This window comes from Streptomyces sp. NPDC040410, assembly GCF_055595715.1.
The window spans coordinates 1-17,761 of sequence record NZ_JBVIVK010000022.1 but is presented as its reverse complement, the minus strand read 5'-3'; the positions used below and the strand labels follow the sequence as shown (position 1 = coordinate 17,761).

Sequence of the window (17,761 nt, the reverse complement as noted above, 5' to 3'; positions counted from 1 at the left end):
CCTTGGTTGTCAGCGGTTGTCGGCCGGTATCCCGGCCGCGAGGAGCTCCACGAAGCCGATGTCCTCGTTCGCCACCCCGAAGACCTCGGCGCGCAGCACGGTCCGCTCCGCCCAGGCGCGGTGCGGTTTCACTTCATTCATTTTGTTCGTGTACGCCGACCTCAGCACACCCCCGCCGCCGCGTTCCGGCCGCAGGATGTCCTGCGCGTCGCTGAACTCCTCGTGACTGACCACCGACAGGGCGTGCACCGGCAGCACATGGGAGGGGTGGATGCACGTCTTGCCGAGCAGGCCGTTGGCCTGGTCGAGGGCGATCTCGCGCAGCAGCCCGTCCATGGCATGCTCGATCAGCGCCTCGCGCAGCTCCTCGGCCTGCCCCTCCAGGAAGGGGCTGCGCCGCAGCTGCGGCTTGAACATGCGCTCCTGGACGCGGAAGTACTCCCACACGGGCCCGGTCACCGTGAACCCGGTGCCGTCGGCCCGCCCCAGCATGTTCACCACGTCGGCGATCACGGAGGCGACGATCTGGACGTCGTACGCCGTCATGTCGGGTGCCCGGCGCAGCCCGTACGAGGAGCAGAAGTCGGTCACGCCGAGCCGCAGTGCCAGCACGCGGTCGCGATACTTGCCGACCGCGCGGGAGATGCCCTCCAGGGTCTCCACGCGGGACTCCCGGTACAGCAGCTCCGGCGACTCGAGCACCGGCATGCCGAACAGGCGCCGTCCGCTCTCGGCCTCGGCCGTCGCCAGGGCCTCGAGGAACGGGACACCGCGCTCCTCGTTGAACTTCGGGATCACGAACCCGGACAGCAGCCGGACGGCGGGGCCGAGACGTCGTACGAGGTCGGGGATCTGCTCGGGCACCCGCACCCGGATGAACAGCAGCGGCGGGTCCGCGCCGTCCCGTCCGGCGAGGTCCGCGAACTGTCGTACGAGGTTCTCCTCGCCGTCGGCGACGTCCTCGTCGCCGATCGAGTCCTCCAGGCACAGCACCATCGAGACCACGCCGCGCCCGGTCTGCTTGACGATGTCGTCCGCGAGCCGGGGCCGCGTGGCCGGACTGTAGAGCGTGGCCCCGAGGGCGACGGACAGCAGCCTGGCCGGGGAGTCCGCGGTGAACTCGCACGGCTCCTGGTGGAACAGGCGCTGCCGCACCTCAGGGGCGATGTGCCCGAAATGACGCATAGAACTCCCCCGTGATGGCTGAGCGACCCCTGTGAACTGATGACAGGTGGCCGGTAATAGTACGTAGGGATCCATGTCAGACGCTCCGGCAGGGCATGAATTTCAGGTAACCCGGCTCTGTCGGAGCGAGTACCCCGCATTGTCGTGATCAGGACCGAGAGGGCAGGATGACCGCATGACGCACGCGATGCTGAAGGGGTCGAACGTCCCACTGGAGGCCACGACGGTGCGCGCCGTGCTGCGCTGGACACCCGGGCAGGGGGTTCCGGACGTCGACGCCTCGGCGCTGCTCCTCGGCCTCGACAGTCGTGTGCGCTCTGACGAGGACTTCGTCTTCTACAACCAGCCCCGGCACCCCTCCGGGAAGGTCTGGCGGCTCGGCAAGAAACGCGGCACCGAGGGCCTGACGGACACGATCCAGACAGACTTGGCCGGTGTCGAGTCCGGAGTCGGCCAGATTCTGCTGGTCGCCTCGGCGGACGGCACGACCTTCGACCGCGTACGGGACCTGCGCATCCTGCTGTACGACGCCTCGGCCGCCGACGGCGAGCCGCTGGCCTACTTCGACATCAAGCCGGAGACGGGCCAGGAGACCGCGCTGATCTGCGGTGAGCTGTACCGCCGCGGGAAGGGCTGGAAGTTCCGCGCCCTGGGCGAGGGCTACTCGAACGGCCTGAAGGGCCTGGCCACCGACTACGGCATCTCGGTCGACGAGTCGGAGACGGCGGAGGAACCCGGCGCGACCCAGCCGCCCCAGTGGACGGCCCCGGCCCAGACGGCACCGGAGGTCTCCCGCCCGCTCCCGCCGGAGCAGCCGACGGGGGTCCCGGCCCAGCCGGCCTACGGCTATCCCCAGACGGCCGGACAGCCGGCGTACGGATACCCGCAGACGGCTCCTCTTCCGGCCGCGGCGGGGACGGGTGCGCAGTCCGGGTACGGCTATCCGCCTCCTGCGACGACGACGCCGAACCCGGACTTCCGCCTGCCGCCGCAAGGGCCGCAGTTCATCGGACGCTAGGGCCGCGGCACCAGGAGCAGCCGCCCGGGGGCGCGGGGAGCTGCGCGACCGGCCAGACGGGCCGCAGCCGCCCGGCGCACGGGAGAGTCCGAGCTTTTGGGCGAACCGGCCGGGACCCGGCGTCAGCGCTCCGCTTTGGCCTTGTACCCCCGTCCCCACTGCAACCCCCACCCGTACAACCGGTCAAGCTCGGCCTGGAACCCGTAGACGAACTTCACCTCACGCCGCACGATCATCTCGCCCTTGACGTTCTCGATCATCACGACCGCGCAGGACCGGGCCTGCGGATGCCGCTCGTCGAGGCCGATCTCGATGCGGGGCCCGTTGCTGGGGTAGAGCGTGACGACTGCGTGGGTACGGTCGAACGCGGGGGTCTGGTCGTAGATGTAGACAAAGACCAGCAGCCGCTTGATGTCGTCGCGATGGTCGAGGTTGACGTACATCGTCTCCCCCGACGCGGACCCGAACCGGTCGTCCCCGCTGAGCTTGACGTACGGCGGAGCATTGACGTCACCGAAGTACCCCCCGAGCGGCTGGACGACCCCCTTCGTCCCGTCCGCCAGCTCGTACAGGCACCCCAGGTCGAGGTCGACGTTGACCATGCTCTGGCTGTGCTCCAGCACCTCCGGCGGCTTGAGCGCCTTCAAGGGGTGCCGCAGCAGACTCTCCCGCTGCGAACCGCCGATGTCGGACGTGCGCATCCGCCAGTTCAGGTTGACGCGCAGGTGCCCGGTGGCCGCTCCCTGCCTGGTGAGGGAGACCTGGTGGTGCCGTTTGGTCAGCTCGATCGCGTTGGTCGCCGCGCTGCCCGAGTCGAAGTCGGCCACCCGACCGGGCCACAGTCCGTCCAAGAAGCCCATTCCCGCCCCCACATCCACTGGAAAAACCGGCGGGGCGGCCGGAGGACACGTCCTCACCGGCCGCCCCGCACAGAGCGTTCCTCTCCCCGGCCCGGTTCACACCAAGGAACGGACCCGGCTTTGGCGCCCCGGAGGCGAACCGAGCCTCCGGGAACGGGGCCGGTCACACCCCGGACGAGACCTCAGTCTTCTCGTCCGAGGCCTTCGCTTTTCCCTCGGCCGCGAGGGCACGGTTGCGGCGCACGGAGGACCAGAAGGACCAGCCGATCAGGACGACGCCGATGAGACCGGTGATGATCTCGCTGATCTGGTACTGGATGGTGACCAGGAGGATCACGGCGAGGGCGCCGATCGCGTAGTGCGCGCCGTGCTCGAGGTACACGTAGTCGTCGAGGGTGCCCTGACGCACGAGGTAGACGGTCAGCGAACGGACGTACATCGCCCCGATGCCCAGACCCAGCGCCATCAGCACGATGTCGTTGGTGATGGCGAAGGCGCCGATCACACCGTCGAAGGAGAACGACGCGTCGAGGACCTCGAGGTAGAGGAACATGAAGAACGCGGCCTTGCCGGCCAGGGCTACTGCCGAGCGTGGTTTGCCGCTGCGTTCGGCCTCTTCCTCCGCCTCGTGCTCGCGTTCCTCCTCCTCTTCGAGCTTGTCCTCGAAGTAGCCGGACAGGCCGCCCACGATCATGTAGGTGATCAGGCCCGCGATGCCGGAGATGAGGACCGTCTGCGCCTTGTCGACGTGCGCACCGCCGTGCTGGTGGGCGTGGGTCGCGAAGGTCATCGCGGAGACGAGCAGCACGATCAGGGCGATGCAGACCGACAGCATGTCGACCTTGCCGAGCTTGGCCAGCGGGCGCTCCAGCCACGCGAGCCACTTGATGTCCCGGTCCTCGAAGATGAAGTCCAGGAAGATCATCAGCAGGAACATGCCACCGAAAGCGGCGATCGACGGGTGGGCGTCGGTCACGAGTTCCTGGTAGTGGTCCTTGTCGTTCAGCGCGAGATCGACCGCGTCGATCGGGCCGATCTTGGCACTGATCGCGACGATGACGACGGGGAACACCAGCCGCATACCGAAGACGGCGATGAGGACGCCGATCGTGAGGAAGATCTTCTGCCAGAAGGCGTTCATCTTCTTCAGGATCCCGGCGTTGACCACCGCGTTGTCGAAGGACAGGGAGATCTCCAGGACGGAGAGGATCGCCACGATACCGAAGGCGGTCCACCCCCCGTAGAAGACCGCCGCGACCAGGCCGAGCGCGGTGACCGCGAACGACCAGCCGAAGGTTTTCAGAAGCACTGGCTACCCAATCATGTGTGTACGGGTCTCCCCCGCGCCGTACTCGGCTTTACGAAACGTTGACTCCGAAGTCTAGAGCGATGCCCCGCAGGCCCGACGCGTACCCCTGTCCAACGGCTCGGAACTTCCATTCGCCCTGGTAGCGGTAGAGCTCGCCGAAGATCATGGCCGTTTCGGTGGAGGCGTCCTCGCTCAGGTCGTAGCGCGCGAGTTCCTGGCCGTCGGCCTGGTTGACGACCCGGATGAAGGCGTTGCTCACCTGGCCGAAGGTCTGGCCGCGCTCGTCGGCCATGTGGATGGAGACCGGGAAGACGATCTTGTCGCACTGGGCCGGCACCTTGGCGAGGTCGACGAGGAGCGACTCGTCGTCGCCGTCGCCCTCGCCGGTGAGGTTGTCACCGGTGTGCTCCACCGAGCCGTCCGGGCTCTTGAGCTGGTTGTAGAACACGAACCACTCGTCCCCCAGCACTCGCCCGCCGTTGCACAGCAGTGCGCTGGCGTCGAGGTCGAAGGGGGCTCCGGTGGTGGAGCGCGCGTCCCAGCCGAGTCCGACCATCACCTGCGTGAGGTTCGGAGCGGCCTTGGACAGGGAGACGTTGCCTCCCTTGGCGAGCGTGACGCCCATGTTGCTGGTCCCTCCCCGAGACAGTGCTTCTCTGGTTTGTCCTGCACGTCCGGCGCCGCACACAAACGGTACGGCGCCGGACGGTGAGACCTCTCGGACGAACTCAGACGTTCACGCCGAAGTCCTGCGCGATGCCGCGCAGGCCCGAGGCGTAGCCCTGGCCGATGGCGCGGAACTTCCACTCCGCGCCGTGCCGGTACAGCTCACCGAAGACCATGGCGGTCTCGGTGGAAGCGTCCTCGGAGAGGTCGTAGCGGGCGATCTCGGCGCCGCCGGCCTGGTTCACCACGCGGATGAACGCGTTGCGGACCTGGCCGAAGGACTGCTGACGGTTCTCGGCGTCGTAGATCGACACGGGGAAGACGATCTTCTCGACGTCGGTCGGGACGCCAGCGAGGTTGACCTTGATCTGCTCGTCGTCGCCCTCGCCCTCACCGGTGAGGTTGTCACCGGTGTGCTCGACCGAGCCGTCCGGGCTCTTGAGGTTGTTGAAGAAGACGAAGTTCGCGTCGTTGCCGACCTTGCCCTCCGCGTTCGTCAGCAGCGCGCTGGCATCGAGGTCGAAGTCGGTGCCGGTCGTGGTGCGGACGTCCCACCCCAGACCGACGATGACCGCGGTCAGGCCCGGGGCCTCCTTGGTCAGTGATACGTTGCCGCCCTTGCTGAGGCTGACTCCCACGAGTCCTCCATTTGTGTCCAGGGGCGGGGAGCCCCGCCGTGCGTTTGATATCGGATCAACGAGTCGATCCTAGTGACGGGTTCCCGCCCGACGCAGGGCTTGGACCCGAAGAATCACAGGGTGTCGAGCGCCTTGACGTACTCGTTCAGGTCACGCGCGTCCGGCAGACCGTTGACAACGGTCCAGCGCACGACGCCCTCCTTGTCGATGACGAAGGTCCCGCGCACCGCGCAGCCCTTGTCCTCGTCGAATACTCCGTACGCGCGCGAGGCCTCGCCGTGCGGCCAGAAGTCGGACAGCAGCGGGTACTCCAGACCCTCCTGCTCGGCGAACACGCGCAGGGTGTGGATGGAGTCGTTGGAGACGGCGAGCACCTGGGTGTCACGGTCGGAGAACTTCGGCAGGTTGTCCCGCACCTCGCACAGCTCACCGGTGCACACGCCGGTGAAGGCGAAGGGGTAGAAGAGCAGCACCACGTTCTTGTCACCGCGGAAGTCGGACAGCTTCACGGTCCGGCCGTGGTTGTCCTTGAGTTCAAAGTCGGGTGCCTTGTCGCCGACCTGGATCGCCATGGTCCTGAATGTCCCTTCGGTGGGGCTGTTCGGGTGGTGGGAACACCCTACGCAGCGATCACCTGGGGCCCACGGACGGGCCGACCGAAATCAGCCCGTCCGGGAGGAGGTCACCTCTTGGACTTGGCCGCCTTCGGCGTCACCAGCCGGCTGCCGCTCCAGTCCTTGCCGACGCTGACACTCTTGGACGCGGACAGCCCCGCCGTCGTCGCGGCTTCGGAGATGTCACTCGGCTCCACGTAGCCGTCACGGCCGGTCTTCGGCGTCAGCAGCAGGATCGAGCCGCCTTCCTCGATGTACGTGATGGCATCCACCAGTACATCGGTCAGGTCGCCGTCCTCGTCACGGAACCACAGCACAACGGCGTCGGCGACGTCGTCGTATTCCTCGTCCACGAGGTCGCTGCCGATGACTTCCTCAATGGCCTCGCGGAGTTCCTGGTCTACGTCGTCGTCGTAGCCGATCTCCTGGACCACCTGCTCGGGCTGGAACCCCAGCCTGACGGCAGGGTTCGTCCGCTCCTCCGCGTGGTCCGCGGTCGCGCTCACGGGTTGCCTCCTGATCATGTTTTGGTGAATATCTCAGCCACGCGCGTGCGCGAGGCATTGGCCGTAGTCCACACGGGCGGGACGGATCGCGCAAGTACCCGGCCGTTCAGACCGCCGAAACGGTGACGATCCGGGCCGTGTCGCCGCAACTCCAGGCACGCTGTCCGGTCCCGAGGTGACGTACACCACACCTTTCTGCCCTGTTTGTGCGTTTGGGAACCAGGAGAGGCAGCGCAGATCCTGGTTACCTCGCAGTAGAGATGACGTTTGACCTCCCGAGGTACACGATGGGGAACGGCGCAGGCATACCGAATCCCCCCAAGGAAAACCTCGAAAAAGCAGCCCTCTGACAGGTAAGGAACAGCGTGGCTTCCGGATCCGATCGAAACCCGATCATCATTGGCGGCCTTCCGAGTCAGGTTCCTGACTTCGATCCCGAGGAAACCCAGGAGTGGCTCGACTCCCTCGACGCCGCGGTGGACGAGCGAGGCCGGGAGCGGGCCCGCTACCTGATGCTGCGACTGATCGAGCGGGCCCGTGAGAAGCGCGTGGCCGTGCCCGAGATGCGCAGCACGGACTACGTCAACACCATCCCGACCAAGAGCGAGCCGTTTTTCCCCGGCAACGAGGAGATCGAGCGCAGGATCCTCAACGCGACCCGCTGGAACGCGGCCGTGATGGTCTCGCGTGCCCAGCGGCCGGGCATCGGTGTCGGCGGCCACATCGCCACCTTCGCCTCCTCCGCCTCGCTCTATGACGTGGGCTTCAACCACTTCTTCCGCGGCAAGGACGAGGGCGACGGCGGCGACCAGGTCTTCTTCCAGGGCCACGCCTCGCCGGGCATCTACGCGCGCGCGTACCTGCTCGACCGGCTGGACGAGCGGAACCTGGACGCGTTCCGGCAGGAGAAGTCGAAGGCGCCGTACGGGCTGTCCAGCTACCCGCACCCGCGGCTGATGCCGGACTTCTGGGAGTTCCCGACCGTGTCGATGGGCCTCGGCCCGATCGGCGCGATCTACCAGGCGCGGATGAACCGCTACATGCACGCGCGGGGGATCGCGGACACGTCCAAGTCGCACGTGTGGACGTTCCTCGGCGACGGCGAGATGGACGAGCCCGAGTCGCTCGGCCAGCTGTCCATCGCCGCGCGCGAGGGCCTGGACAACCTCACCTTCGTCGTCAACTGCAACCTGCAGCGGCTCGACGGCCCGGTGCGCGGCAACGGCAAGGTCATCCAGGAGCTGGAGTCGATCTTCCGGGGCGCCGGCTGGAACGTGATCAAGCTGATCTGGGACCGCTCCTGGGACCCGCTGCTCGCGCAGGACCGGGACGGCATCCTGGTCAACAAGATGAACACCACGCCGGACGGGCAGTTCCAGACGTACGCGACCGAGACCGGCGCCTACATCCGCGAGCACTTCTTCGGCGACGACCACCGGCTGCGCGCGATGGTCGAGAACATGACCGACGACCAGATCCTGCACCTGGGCCGCGGCGGTCACGACCACCGGAAGATCTACGCGGCGTTCAAGGCGGCCAAGGAGCACAAGGGCCAGCCGACGGTCATCCTGGCCAAGACCATCAAGGGCTGGACGCTGGGCCCGAACTTCGAGGGCCGCAACGCCACCCACCAGATGAAGAAGCTGACGGTCGACGACCTCAAGGGCTTCCGCGACCGCCTGCACCTGCCGATCTCCGACAAGGAGCTGGAGTCCGGGGCGCCGCCGTACTACCACCCGGGCCGGGACTCGGAGGAGCTCCAGTACATGCACGACCGGCGCAAGGGGCTCGGCGGGTACGTCCCGACGCGAGTCGTGCGCGCCAAGCCACTCGCGCTGCCCGACGACAAGACGTACGCGACCGTGAAGAAGGGCTCCGGCCAGCAGTCGATCGCCACGACCATGGCGTTCGTACGACTGCTGAAGGACCTCATGCGGGACAAGGAGATCGGCAAGCGGTTCGTGCTGATCGCGCCGGACGAGTACCGCACCTTCGGTATGGACTCCTTCTTCCCGAGCGCGAAGATCTACAACCCGCTCGGCCAGCAGTACGAGTCCGTGGACCGGGATCTGCTCCTCGCCTACAAGGAGTCGCCGACCGGGCAGATGCTGCATGACGGCATCTCGGAGGCCGGCTGCACCGCCTCACTGATCGCGGCCGGCTCGGCGTACGCCACGCACGGCGAGCCGCTCATCCCGGTGTACGTCTTCTACTCGATGTTCGGTTTCCAGCGCACCGGAGACCAGTTCTGGCAGATGTCCGACCAGCTGGCGCGCGGTTTCGTCCTCGGTGCGACCGCCGGCCGTACGACGCTCACCGGTGAGGGTCTCCAGCACGCCGACGGCCACTCGCAGCTGCTCGCCTCGACCAACCCGGGCTGTGTGGCGTACGACCCGGCGTTCTCGTTCGAGATCGCGCACATCGTGCAGGACGGCCTGCGCCGGATGTACGGGCCGGACAGCGAGGACGTCTTCTACTACCTCACCGTCTACAACGAGCCCATCCAGCACCCCGCCGAGCCGGAGAACGTGGACGCCGAGGGCATCGTCAAGGGCCTGTACCGGTTCGGCGAGGGCACGTCGGGATCGATCCCGGCGCAGGTCATCGCCTCGGGCGTGGCCCTGCCATGGGCGATCGAGGCGCAGCGGATCCTCGCCGAGGAGTGGAACGTGCGCGCCGACGTGTGGTCGGCGACCTCCTGGAACGAGCTGCGGCGCGACGCGGTCGCGGTGGAGGAGCACAACCTGCTGCACCCCGAGGAGGAGCAGCGCGTGCCGTACGTGACGCGCAAGCTCTCGGGTGCGCAGGGGCCCTTCGTCGCCGTGTCGGACTGGATGCGGTCGGTGCCGGACCAGATCGCGCGGTGGGTGCCGGGGACATACCAGTCGCTGGGAGCGGACGGGTTCGGGTTCGCGGACACGCGCGGTGCGGCGCGGCGCTTCTTCCACATCGACGCGCAGTCGATCGTCGTCGCGGTGCTGACCGAGCTGGCGAAGGAGGGCAAGGTGGACCGGTCGGTGCTGAAGCAGGCGATCGACCGGTACCAGCTGCTGGACGTGTCGGCGGCCGACCCCGGCGCCGCGGGCGGCGACGCGTAGCGACCGGTACACGGGTGCGCCCGAGGGCGGCGGGGCTTGCGGCTCCGCCGCCCTTCACACGTTCTTTACGATGCGGGCATGGAGGAACAGTCGGCGCAGGCCCGGTGGGAACAGCGCACCCAACGACCTCTGATGGCACTCGCGGTGGCGTTCGCCGTCGCGTACGCGGTGCCGATCGTGGACAGTTCGGCGGGCAAGACGCTGACCGCCGTGTGCACGGTGGTCGAGTGGGTGGTGTGGGCGGTGTTCGCCGCGGACTACGTGGTGAGGCTGGCCCTCGCACGGCACCGCAAGGAGTTCGTACGCACGCACCGGCTGGACCTGTGTGCGGTGCTGCTGCCCCTGATCCAGCCGTTGCGGCTGCTGCGGCTGGTCTCGACGCTGCTGCTGGTTCAGCGGCGCGCGAGGATGGCCTCGCAGATCCGGCTGACGACGTATGTCGCGGGGGCCGTGGTCGGGCTGCTGATGTTCGGCTCGCTGGCGGTGCTGTCCGTGGAGCGGGAGTCACCGGACGGGAACATCAGGACGCTGGGTGACGCGGTGTGGTGGTCGTTCACGACGATGACGACCGTGGGGTACGGGGACCACGCGCCGACCACCGGGCTGGGGCGGATGATCGCGGTGGGGCTGATGCTCTCCGGGATCGCGCTGCTCGGTGTGGTGACCGCCAACATCGCCGCGTGGTTCATCGCACGGTTCGAGAAGGACGACGTGGAGGAATGGCGGCAGACGGAGGCGATCCGGGCGCTGACGGACGAGGTGCGGGCGCTGCGGGCGGAGGTGGCTGCGCTGCGCTCACCGTCGGAGAGCGTGACCGGAGCGGCCGACGGCTGACGGGAACGGACGCGGGCCCCCGGGCGTCCCTCCGGGGGCCTTCCCGCCCGGGTCAGAACATGCCGCTTCCCGGAGTCGCCGCCCACGCGAGCCAGATGACCGCAAGGAGCGTATCGATGGCGCCCAGAACGAGGGCGACCAGGGCCGGGACCGAGCGGCTTCCGCCCGACCGGCCGCGGCCCATGGCGAGCCAGCCGCAGACGACCGCCAACGGGCCGAGGACGATCCCCAGCACGACGAAACCGGCGACCGCGCAGATGACTCCGATGATCCCGAGCGTCGCGCGATCCGGCCCGGTCCGTGACCCCATGCGGCCACGAGAGCGGGGGTACCCGCGCGTTCCGTGTCCGAAGCCCGCCATCATCAACTCCCTGAAACCCTGGGTTGATTCGGGTTCTCTTCCGGGTTCGACGAGGCGAGTACCCCCGCTGCGTCTCCCAATCCTCCGGTCTGCGGGCGCGCCGCCCCCCTCCGGCAGCGCGCCCCAGCACCGGCCGCCACTGTGACCCGCGGCGCGTACCGGAAGGGAGGGATCTTTAGCGTTGTCACCCTGATAGGCGAACTCGGCTTGTTTCCCCCTGCCTTGGCCGGACGGCCGTCAGGTGTGCGCGGCGCCCGCGCCCGCCTCCGCGTTCTCCCCGCGCCTGGTGAGCAGCGCGACGAGGACTGCCGCCGTCGATCGGGCTCATGCGGTGCACGTTCCGCAGGTGGAAGGTGACGAAGACAGGCCGCCCATGAAGGCGATGGCCGTCAGGACCATCAGGACGACACCCGCGGCCAGCGCGACCGAGCGGAGTGGCCGTCTTCAGTGCCGTGATCCGGGTGACCGAGCGGATGCGGTCCGTGGGGGACGACTTCAGCGTCGAGGCCATGCCCGAGCGGGCCGCGTCGTATCTCGACCGGACGGGACCGCCCTTGTCGGGAACTGGCGTACGAGTTGAGGACATTGTCGCGTTTGGCCAAACGTGATCCCCGTCACTTGGTTAACGCGAGACCCTCTCGTTCTCCTAGTGTGTCCTTTCAGTGACTTCCTTCGACACCTCCCCCCAACTGAACGTCTGGCGCGCACTGCTCGCGCTGGCCGTGGTGTTCGTGATGCTGGCGACCACCGGCTGGACCGCATTGCGCCACCAGCGGGGCACGACCGCACTGCAGGCCTCGCTCACCGCGTGGGAGCACGGCCGCATCGACGGACACCGGCTGCCGGACCCGAACGCGGCGCCCGCCCTGCTCACCCGGTTCTTCGCCTCGCTCACCGCGCAGGAGCGCGCCAGGCTGGCGCGGCGCTACCCGCTCGCGGTCGGCAACATGAACGGCGCCCCCGTCACGCTCCGCTACCGCGCCAACCGCATCGCGCTCAGAAAGGCGCGCACGGTCGAGCGCAAGCGCATGCACGACAGCCGCCTCACGCCGGACGGGCAGCAGGCGGCGGCCCGCCGTATGGAGCGCTTCGGGACGCTGATGAGCGGGCACCGCAAGATCCTCGCCTTCGACCCCGCGGGCTCGGGGCGGGTCGCCGAGGTCTTCGGCAACCTGACCAAGGCCGAGCGGGTCTCCGTCGTCGTCCCCGGCGTCGACACCGACCTGCTCACCTTCCAGCGCACGAACCGCAAGTACTCGGCGCCCGTCGGCATGGCCAAGGCCCTCTACGCGGCAGAACGCGACGCGGGCCCCACCACGCGTACGGCCGTGATCGCCTGGGCCGACTACACGGCACCCGACGGACTCGGCATCGACTCGGCCACCGCGATGCGCGCCAAGGACGGCGCCGTCCGCCTGAACGCGCTGCTGGGCGGCCTGCCCGGCCGCTCGCCCGTCGCGCTGTTCTGCCACAGTTACGGTTCCGTGGTGTGCGGCCTCGCCGCGCACACCCTGCCGGACCGGGTGTCCGACGTGGCCGTGGCCGCCAGCCCCGGCATGCGCGTCGAGAAGGCCTCCCAGCTGGACACCTCCGCCCAGGTGTGGGCGATGCGGGACGCCACCGACTGGGTCCAGGACGTGCCGTACCTGGAGGTCGGCGGGCTGGGCCACGGCGCCGACCCGGTGTCCTCGGCGTTCGGTGCGCGGGTGCTGTCGGCGCAGGGCGCGGAGGGCCACAGCGGCTATTTCGAGCCGGGCACGGCGAGCCTGCTCAACTTCGCGGAGATCGGCGTCGGCGCATACCGCTCGGTCGTGTGTGCCGACGAGGACAACGCCTGCTGGAAGGGTCTGTCCGGCACGGCGACGGCCGGACGCGCGTAGAGGCGCAGAAACTGCGGTCTGCGCGGGGATGGGACGGAGGAGCTCGTGCCGCATACGATGAGCCGCATGGGTGACGTACTGGCCGGATTTCATGCCGCCTGGGAGTTCGAGTCCGACTCGGTGCTCATCCGTTACGAACGGGGCATTCGAACACCCAAGCTCTTCCAGGCACTGGGGGAGCGCCGTATCCCCCTGGAGGCGATCGCCGGGGTGACCCTGACCCCCGGCAAACGCGGCACCGTCGTTCTGCGCGCCGAGCCGAGGCCCGGCGCCGATCCGCTGATGGAGGCGGCCGCGGGACAGCTCAAGGAGGGGTGCGATCCGTATCGGCTGGTGCTGCCCGTCGAGCGGGAGACGCTCGCCGAGTACTACGCGGACGAGCTGCGGGCGCGGCTGACCGAAGCGGACGGCCGGCCGGCCGAGCGGTTCCTGGTGCCGGCTCCGGACGTGCCGCTGAACTTCAAGGCGTACGACGGGAAGGCGTCCTTCGACGGTAAGACGGTGCACTTCCGGTGGTTCTGGACGGGGGCGTCGTCGACGAAGTGGAAGGCCGGCGACCAGAGCTTTCCGGTCACCGGCCTGAGCGGGGTCGAGTGGCGCTCGCCCGAGGTGTTCGAGGGGCATCTACGGCTGTTGCGGCGTGATGCGGGGGCGCCGCCGGCTCAGGTCGACCAGGATCCGGCGGCGGTCGTGTTCGGGCTCGGATACGGGCCCGTACACGAGTCGTTGCCGTTCGCGGCGGCGGTGCTTGCCGCGGTGCGTCTGCGTGGGGGTGTGGCGGCGGTCCCGGCCGCGGCTGCGCCGCGCCGGGACCCTGCGGACATCGCCGAGCGGATTCGGCATCTCGGGGAACTGCATCAGGCCGGACTGGTGACTGATGAGGAGTTCTCCGTGAAGAAGGCCGAGTTGCTGGCGGAACTCTAGTGCCGCGTGGTGCGGTTCGGTGGGGGCTTTTCGTGTCTTTCCCAGCGCCCCTTGGGTGCCTTCACTCCCGTCCCGCAGAAGTGAACGTCATGTCCGTGTAGCGATCTCCCGCCACCTTGGCCGCTATGGGCTCCAGGAGGGCCAGCTCCTCCTCCGTCAGCTCGACGGCCGTCGCCGCCGTGTTCTCCTCCACCCTTCCCGGCTTACGGGTGCCCGGGATCGGGACGACCGGCAGACTGTGCACCTTTGCCTGCTGCTGCACCCAGGCCAGGGCGATCTGGCCCACCGTCGCGGCGTGGGCCTCGGCCACGGTTCGGATCGGCTCCAGCAGAGCCGCGTTCGCGGCCGCGTTGCCGCCGGTGAAGCGCGGCTGCAGGCGGCGGAAGTCGTCGGCGGTGAGGTCCTGGTCCGCGTCGGCGAACGAGCCCGTGAGGAATCCTCGGCCGAGCGGTGAGTACGGCACCAGGGCCACGCCCAGGCGGCGGGCCGCCGGGACCACGTTCGCCTCGATGTCCCGGCTGAACAGCGACCACTCCGACTGCACGGCGGCGATCGGGTGCACGGCCTGTGCGGCGTGCAGTTCGCCGGCCGTGACCTCGCTGAGGCCGAGGTGCTTGATCTTGCCCTCGCGTACCAGCTCGGCCATCGCGCCGACGGTCTCCTCGATCGGGACGTTCACGTCACGGCGGTGCATGTAGTAGAGGTCGATGACGTCGACGTCCAGGCGCTGAAGGCTCGCCTCGACGGCCTGGCGGATGTAGGGGCGGTCGTTGCGTATGATCCGCCGGGCCGGCTCGCCCGGCGGGACCGACAGGGCGAACTTCGTGGCGATGACGACCTCGTCGCGGTGCGCCTTGAAGAACGGGGACAGGAAGCGCTCGTTCTCGCCGGCTCCGTAGGCGTCCGCGGTGTCGTACAGCGTCACGCCCAGCTCCAGCGCCCGCTCCAGGGTGGCCCGCGACTCTCCGGCGTCCGAGGGGCCGTACGCGAAGCTCATGCCCATGCAGCCGAGGCCCTGCGCGCCCACCTCGGGTCCGCTCCCGCCCAGTCGCGCGGTCGGGATCCTGGCGTTCGTCATCCTGTCTTCCCCGTTTCGTGGGCGCGGCCGGCGTCCGCGTAGTAACTGATCTTCCGGTCCAGTACTGCGAGCGTGTCCTGGAGTTCCGCGATCCGGGCCAGAACGTCCCGGCGGGTCTCCTCAAGGAGGTCGAAGCGCGCGGTGAACGTGTTGTCGCCCTCGCGCACCAGTTCCGCGTACCGCACCATGTCGGCCACCGGCATGCCGGTGAGCCGCAGCTTGCCGACGAGGTCGAGCCAGTCCAGGTCGCGGTTGCTGTAGCGGCGCTGGCCGGTGTGCGAGCGGTCGATGTGCGGCATCAGACCGATCCGCTCGTACCAGCGCAGGGTGTGGGCCGTCAGGCCGGTGAAGGCGACGACCTCGCTGATCGTGTAGCTGTCCTGGCCTTCCGGCCGCCGCCGGGGTTGCGCCGGGGCTGCGCAGCTGTCGGTCCTGGTACCCGTGGTCTCCATCACCGTCATGGCCACCACGCTAGGGCCTTGGAGTGCACTCCAAGCAAGGAGAACAGGTGAGAAATCCACAGGACGCGTCAGCGGCACGGTGGCTACCGTGCGAGGCATGAGTCTCGTACGCCGTGCCACGCCCGAGGACGCCGCGGAAGTGCTGCGTCTGCGCCAGGTGATGATCGATTCGATCGCCGGGTCGGACCCCGACAGCGGGTGGCACGCGCAGGCTCTGCCGGCGCTGCGGGAACAGCTGGGGGAGCCCGGCGGGAGCTTCGCGGCGTTCGTCGTCGACCACCCGGAGCGGCCGAAGGCGCTGGCGGCGCTGGTGGCCGGGACGGTCGACTACCGGATCGGCAGGGCGGGCAGTCCGCAGGGCAGGGTCGGCTACGTGTTCAGCGTCGCCACCGACCCGGACGCGCGGGGCCGGGGCTACGCGCGCGCGTGCATGGAACTCCTGGAGTGGTTCCGCGAGCGGGGCGTCACGTACTGCAATCTCACCGCGTCCGCCGAGGCCGAGCCCCTGTACGCCTCCCTGGGCTTCGTCCGCAAACCGGACCCCGCGATGGGGCTGACTCTGTGAGCACTTAGGCTCGACGGCATGTCGTTGCAGAGCCTTGCGTTGATCGAAAACTGGCCGGTTCCCACCGCTGCGGCGGGTGTCGTACGGGCGGACGGTGCGGTCCTGGGGACCCATGGGCCGGCCGCGCGGCGCTTCGCGCTGGCTTCGGTCACCAAGCCGCTCACGGCGTACGCCGCGCTCGTCGCGTACGAGGAGGGGGCGATCGAGCTCGACGAGCCGGCCGGGCCGCCCGGAGCGACGGTGCGTCATCTGCTTGCGCACACCTCGGGGCTGACCTTCGACGAGCGCCGGGTGACGGCCGCGCCCGGGGAGCGGCGGCTCTACTCGAACGCCGGTTTCGAGCAGCTCGGAGACCACATCGCCAAGGCCGCCGGCATCCCGTTCGCCGAGTACCTGCGGCAGGCGGTCCTGGAGCCGCTGGGGATGACGTCGACCTCGCTGGAGGGCTCGCCGGCCAAGGACGGCGTGTCGACGGTCGAGGACCTGCTGCGATTCGCGGCGGAGGTGCAGGCGCCCCGCCTCCTCGACCCGCGTACGGTCGCCGCGGCGATGACCGTCCAGTACCCGGGGACGAAGGGCGTGCTGCCCGGCTACGGCCACCAGAGCCCCAACGACTGGGGCCTCGGCTTCGAGATCCGCGACGCCAAGTCCCCGCACTGGACGGGACCCTCGTCCTCCCCGCGCACCTTCGGCCACTTCGGCCAGTCCGGTACGTTCCTGTGGATCGACCCGGACGCACAGGCGGCCTGCGTGACCCTCACCGACCGCGCTTTCGGGCCGTGGGCGGTCCAGGCGTGGCCGGAGTTCACGGACGCGGTGCGCGCCGAGATCGCCGAGACCGCCCAGATCTAGGACATCTCCCACACCAACAGCTCCGCGGCGGTCACCCCCACCACGTCCAGGTCCTTGGCGTCGGTGATCCTCGCCGCGTCCCCGGCCGCCAACTCCTCGTCCTCCAGCCGCACTTCACCGCGTACGACATGCACGTAGACGTACGGCCCGTCCGGCACCGCCGTCCCCTCCCCCGCCGCCAGCCGGCGTACATGGAGCATGGCGCCCGCCCCGGGGACCGCGTACGGCGTCGCGTCGGCGATGCCGCGGACGATCCCGTACGACGGGTCGCCGCCCGCCGTGAGGGGCGCCAGCCACATCTGGACGAAGGTCAGCGGGGCCGTGCCGTCGTTGCGCTCCACGTGGCGGACGCCGGCCGCCGAGCTCAGCCGCTGCACGTCCCCGGCACGCACGACCGTCTCGTGGCCCGTCGAGTCGCGGTGGGTCAGCTCGCCCTCGACCACCCAGGTCACGATCTCCGTGTGGCTGTGGGGGTGCTCGTCGAAGCCGGCGCCGGGGGCGAGCCGCTCCTCGTTGCACGCCAGCACCGCGCCGAAGCGGAGGTTGCCGGGGTCGTAGTGCGGGCCGAACGAGAAGGCGTGCCAGGACTCGATGCCGGCCTCGGGGTCGCCGCCGCGGTAGCGCTCCGTGGCGCGCCGTACGTCCATCACGGACACCACGGTAGCCCTGCCGGGCAGCGCCAGGGGCCCGCCCACGCCCACCCGACGCACGCGCCGGCCACAAAGGAACCGAAGAAGGCACACCAGCACCGAGAGACAGCAAGGGCCCGCCAACGCCCACCGCACCCACGCGCCGGCCGCGAGGGAGCCGGAGGGGGCGCGGGGGGGGGGGGGGGGGGGGGGGGGGGGGGGGGGGGGGGGGGGGGGGGGGGGGGGGGGGGGGGGGGGGGGGGGGGGGGGGGGGGGGGGGGGG

Annotated in this window: 18 protein-coding genes; 7 read left to right on the top strand and 11 right to left on the bottom strand. The window is 69.3% G+C overall.

Features of this window, described 5'->3' with window-relative positions; all coding sequences use genetic code 11:
- Positions 1-9: 9 nt before the first annotated feature.
- Positions 10-1,185 carry an HpcH/HpaI aldolase/citrate lyase family protein gene (locus ACZ562_RS31835; RefSeq protein ID WP_471186235.1) on the bottom strand — a complete coding sequence of 392 codons (1,176 nt, stop codon included), beginning with the start codon at positions 1,183-1,185 and terminating at the stop codon, positions 10-12.
- A 175-nt stretch (positions 1,186-1,360) separates the two neighbouring features.
- Here ACZ562_RS31835 and ACZ562_RS31830 point away from each other — a divergent pair, with 175 nt between their 5' ends.
- Entirely contained in the window at positions 1,361-2,203 is an 843-nt protein-coding gene (locus ACZ562_RS31830; protein ID WP_471186232.1) for a TerD family protein, read from the top strand.
- Positions 2,204-2,325: 122 nt separating this feature from the next.
- On the opposite strand, the gene ACZ562_RS31825 is transcribed toward ACZ562_RS31830, so the two are convergent.
- The 6 genes from ACZ562_RS31825 to ACZ562_RS31800 all read right to left on the bottom strand — a co-directional run bounded on the left by ACZ562_RS31825 (position 2,326) and on the right by ACZ562_RS31800 (position 6,796).
- Positions 2,326-3,063 (bottom strand): TerD family protein, encoded by a 738-nt coding sequence (locus ACZ562_RS31825; RefSeq protein ID WP_471186229.1) that lies wholly within the window; start codon positions 3,061-3,063, stop codon positions 2,326-2,328.
- Between the two features lie 163 nt (positions 3,064-3,226).
- Positions 3,227-4,372: a DUF475 domain-containing protein gene (locus ACZ562_RS31820; RefSeq protein ID WP_471186227.1), complete on the bottom strand. Its 1,146-nt coding sequence runs from the start codon at positions 4,370-4,372 to the stop codon at positions 3,227-3,229.
- A 49-nt stretch (positions 4,373-4,421) separates the two neighbouring features.
- Positions 4,422-4,997, bottom strand: a complete 576-nt coding sequence (locus ACZ562_RS31815) for a TerD family protein (RefSeq protein WP_471186225.1) — start codon at positions 4,995-4,997, stop codon at positions 4,422-4,424.
- A gap of 103 nt (positions 4,998-5,100) precedes the next feature.
- Complete coding sequence (locus ACZ562_RS31810; protein WP_471186222.1) at positions 5,101-5,676, bottom strand: TerD family protein; 576 nt, start codon at positions 5,674-5,676, stop codon at positions 5,101-5,103.
- 113 nt (positions 5,677-5,789) lie between these two features.
- The gene (locus tag ACZ562_RS31805; RefSeq protein WP_471186219.1) at positions 5,790-6,248 is read right to left on the bottom strand and encodes a peroxiredoxin; all 459 of its coding nucleotides are present in this window, start codon (positions 6,246-6,248) and stop codon (positions 5,790-5,792) included.
- A gap of 110 nt (positions 6,249-6,358) precedes the next feature.
- Entirely contained in the window at positions 6,359-6,796 is a 438-nt protein-coding gene (locus tag ACZ562_RS31800) for a DUF3052 domain-containing protein (protein ID WP_161063946.1), read from the bottom strand.
- A 365-nt stretch (positions 6,797-7,161) separates the two neighbouring features.
- Between ACZ562_RS31800 and aceE the strand changes: the two genes are divergently transcribed.
- Both aceE and ACZ562_RS31790 read left to right on the top strand, forming a co-directional pair.
- Positions 7,162-9,894, top strand: coding sequence for a pyruvate dehydrogenase (acetyl-transferring), homodimeric type (aceE, locus tag ACZ562_RS31795; RefSeq protein WP_471186216.1), 2,733 nt, complete (start codon positions 7,162-7,164; stop codon positions 9,892-9,894).
- Between the two features lie 78 nt (positions 9,895-9,972).
- A complete protein-coding gene (locus ACZ562_RS31790; protein ID WP_471186214.1) occupies positions 9,973-10,728 on the top strand; it encodes a potassium channel family protein in 756 nt (251 codons plus the stop codon).
- A 52-nt stretch (positions 10,729-10,780) separates the two neighbouring features.
- On the opposite strand, the gene ACZ562_RS31785 is transcribed toward ACZ562_RS31790, so the two are convergent.
- Positions 10,781-11,092: a small hydrophobic protein gene (locus ACZ562_RS31785; protein ID WP_471186211.1), complete on the bottom strand. Its 312-nt coding sequence runs from the start codon at positions 11,090-11,092 to the stop codon at positions 10,781-10,783.
- 659 nt (positions 11,093-11,751) lie between these two features.
- Here ACZ562_RS31785 and ACZ562_RS31780 point away from each other — a divergent pair.
- On the top strand, positions 11,752-12,969 hold the full coding sequence (locus tag ACZ562_RS31780) for an alpha/beta hydrolase (RefSeq protein ID WP_471186209.1): 1,218 nt from the start codon (positions 11,752-11,754) through the stop codon (positions 12,967-12,969).
- Positions 12,970-13,026: 57 nt separating this feature from the next.
- Complete coding sequence (locus ACZ562_RS31775) at positions 13,027-13,893, top strand: DUF4429 domain-containing protein (RefSeq protein ID WP_471186417.1); 867 nt, start codon at positions 13,027-13,029, stop codon at positions 13,891-13,893.
- A gap of 61 nt (positions 13,894-13,954) precedes the next feature.
- Here ACZ562_RS31775 and ACZ562_RS31770 read toward each other — a convergent pair whose 3' ends face one another.
- Complete coding sequence (locus ACZ562_RS31770; protein WP_471186206.1) at positions 13,955-14,971, bottom strand: aldo/keto reductase; 1,017 nt, start codon at positions 14,969-14,971, stop codon at positions 13,955-13,957.
- Positions 14,968-15,432 (bottom strand): MerR family transcriptional regulator, encoded by a 465-nt coding sequence (locus ACZ562_RS31765; protein WP_471186203.1) that lies wholly within the window; start codon positions 15,430-15,432, stop codon positions 14,968-14,970. Before ACZ562_RS31765 ends, ACZ562_RS31770 begins: the two co-directional genes overlap by 4 nt.
- Positions 15,433-15,529: 97 nt before the next feature.
- On the opposite strand from ACZ562_RS31765, the gene ACZ562_RS31760 reads away from it, so the two are divergent.
- Both ACZ562_RS31760 and ACZ562_RS31755 read left to right on the top strand, forming a co-directional pair.
- A complete protein-coding gene (locus ACZ562_RS31760; RefSeq protein WP_471186200.1) occupies positions 15,530-15,997 on the top strand; it encodes a GNAT family N-acetyltransferase in 468 nt (155 codons plus the stop codon).
- Positions 15,998-16,015: 18 nt separating this feature from the next.
- Positions 16,016-16,849: a serine hydrolase domain-containing protein gene (locus tag ACZ562_RS31755; protein ID WP_471186198.1), complete on the top strand. Its 834-nt coding sequence runs from the start codon at positions 16,016-16,018 to the stop codon at positions 16,847-16,849.
- Here the strand turns inward: ACZ562_RS31755 and ACZ562_RS31750 are convergent.
- Positions 16,846-17,496, bottom strand: a complete 651-nt coding sequence (locus ACZ562_RS31750) for a pirin family protein (protein WP_471186414.1) — start codon at positions 17,494-17,496, stop codon at positions 16,846-16,848. The genes ACZ562_RS31755 and ACZ562_RS31750 overlap by 4 nt on opposite strands.
- Positions 17,497-17,761 lie beyond the last annotated feature (265 nt).

Coding starts and splice junctions, on each gene's coding strand:
- ACZ562_RS31790 (WP_471186214.1), top strand. CDS start 9,973: ATGGAGGAACAGTCGGCGCAGGCCCGGTGGGAACAGCGCACCCAACGA.
- ACZ562_RS31835 (WP_471186235.1), bottom strand. CDS start 1,185: ATGCGTCATTTCGGGCACATCGCCCCTGAGGTGCGGCAGCGCCTGTTC.
- ACZ562_RS31815 (WP_471186225.1), bottom strand. CDS start 4,997: ATGGGCGTCACGCTCGCCAAGGGAGGCAACGTCTCCCTGTCCAAGGCC.
- ACZ562_RS31760 (WP_471186200.1), top strand. CDS start 15,530: ATGAGTCTCGTACGCCGTGCCACGCCCGAGGACGCCGCGGAAGTGCTG.
- ACZ562_RS31755 (WP_471186198.1), top strand. CDS start 16,016: ATGTCGTTGCAGAGCCTTGCGTTGATCGAAAACTGGCCGGTTCCCACC.
- ACZ562_RS31825 (WP_471186229.1), bottom strand. CDS start 3,063: ATGGGCTTCTTGGACGGACTGTGGCCCGGTCGGGTGGCCGACTTCGAC.
- ACZ562_RS31765 (WP_471186203.1), bottom strand. CDS start 15,432: ATGACGGTGATGGAGACCACGGGTACCAGGACCGACAGCTGCGCAGCC.
- ACZ562_RS31785 (WP_471186211.1), bottom strand. CDS start 11,092: ATGATGGCGGGCTTCGGACACGGAACGCGCGGGTACCCCCGCTCTCGT.
- ACZ562_RS31770 (WP_471186206.1), bottom strand. CDS start 14,971: ATGACGAACGCCAGGATCCCGACCGCGCGACTGGGCGGGAGCGGACCC.
- ACZ562_RS31775 (WP_471186417.1), top strand. CDS start 13,027: ATGAGCCGCATGGGTGACGTACTGGCCGGATTTCATGCCGCCTGGGAG.
- ACZ562_RS31830 (WP_471186232.1), top strand. CDS start 1,361: ATGACGCACGCGATGCTGAAGGGGTCGAACGTCCCACTGGAGGCCACG.
- ACZ562_RS31750 (WP_471186414.1), bottom strand. CDS start 17,496: ATGGACGTACGGCGCGCCACGGAGCGCTACCGCGGCGGCGACCCCGAG.
- ACZ562_RS31805 (WP_471186219.1), bottom strand. CDS start 6,248: ATGGCGATCCAGGTCGGCGACAAGGCACCCGACTTTGAACTCAAGGAC.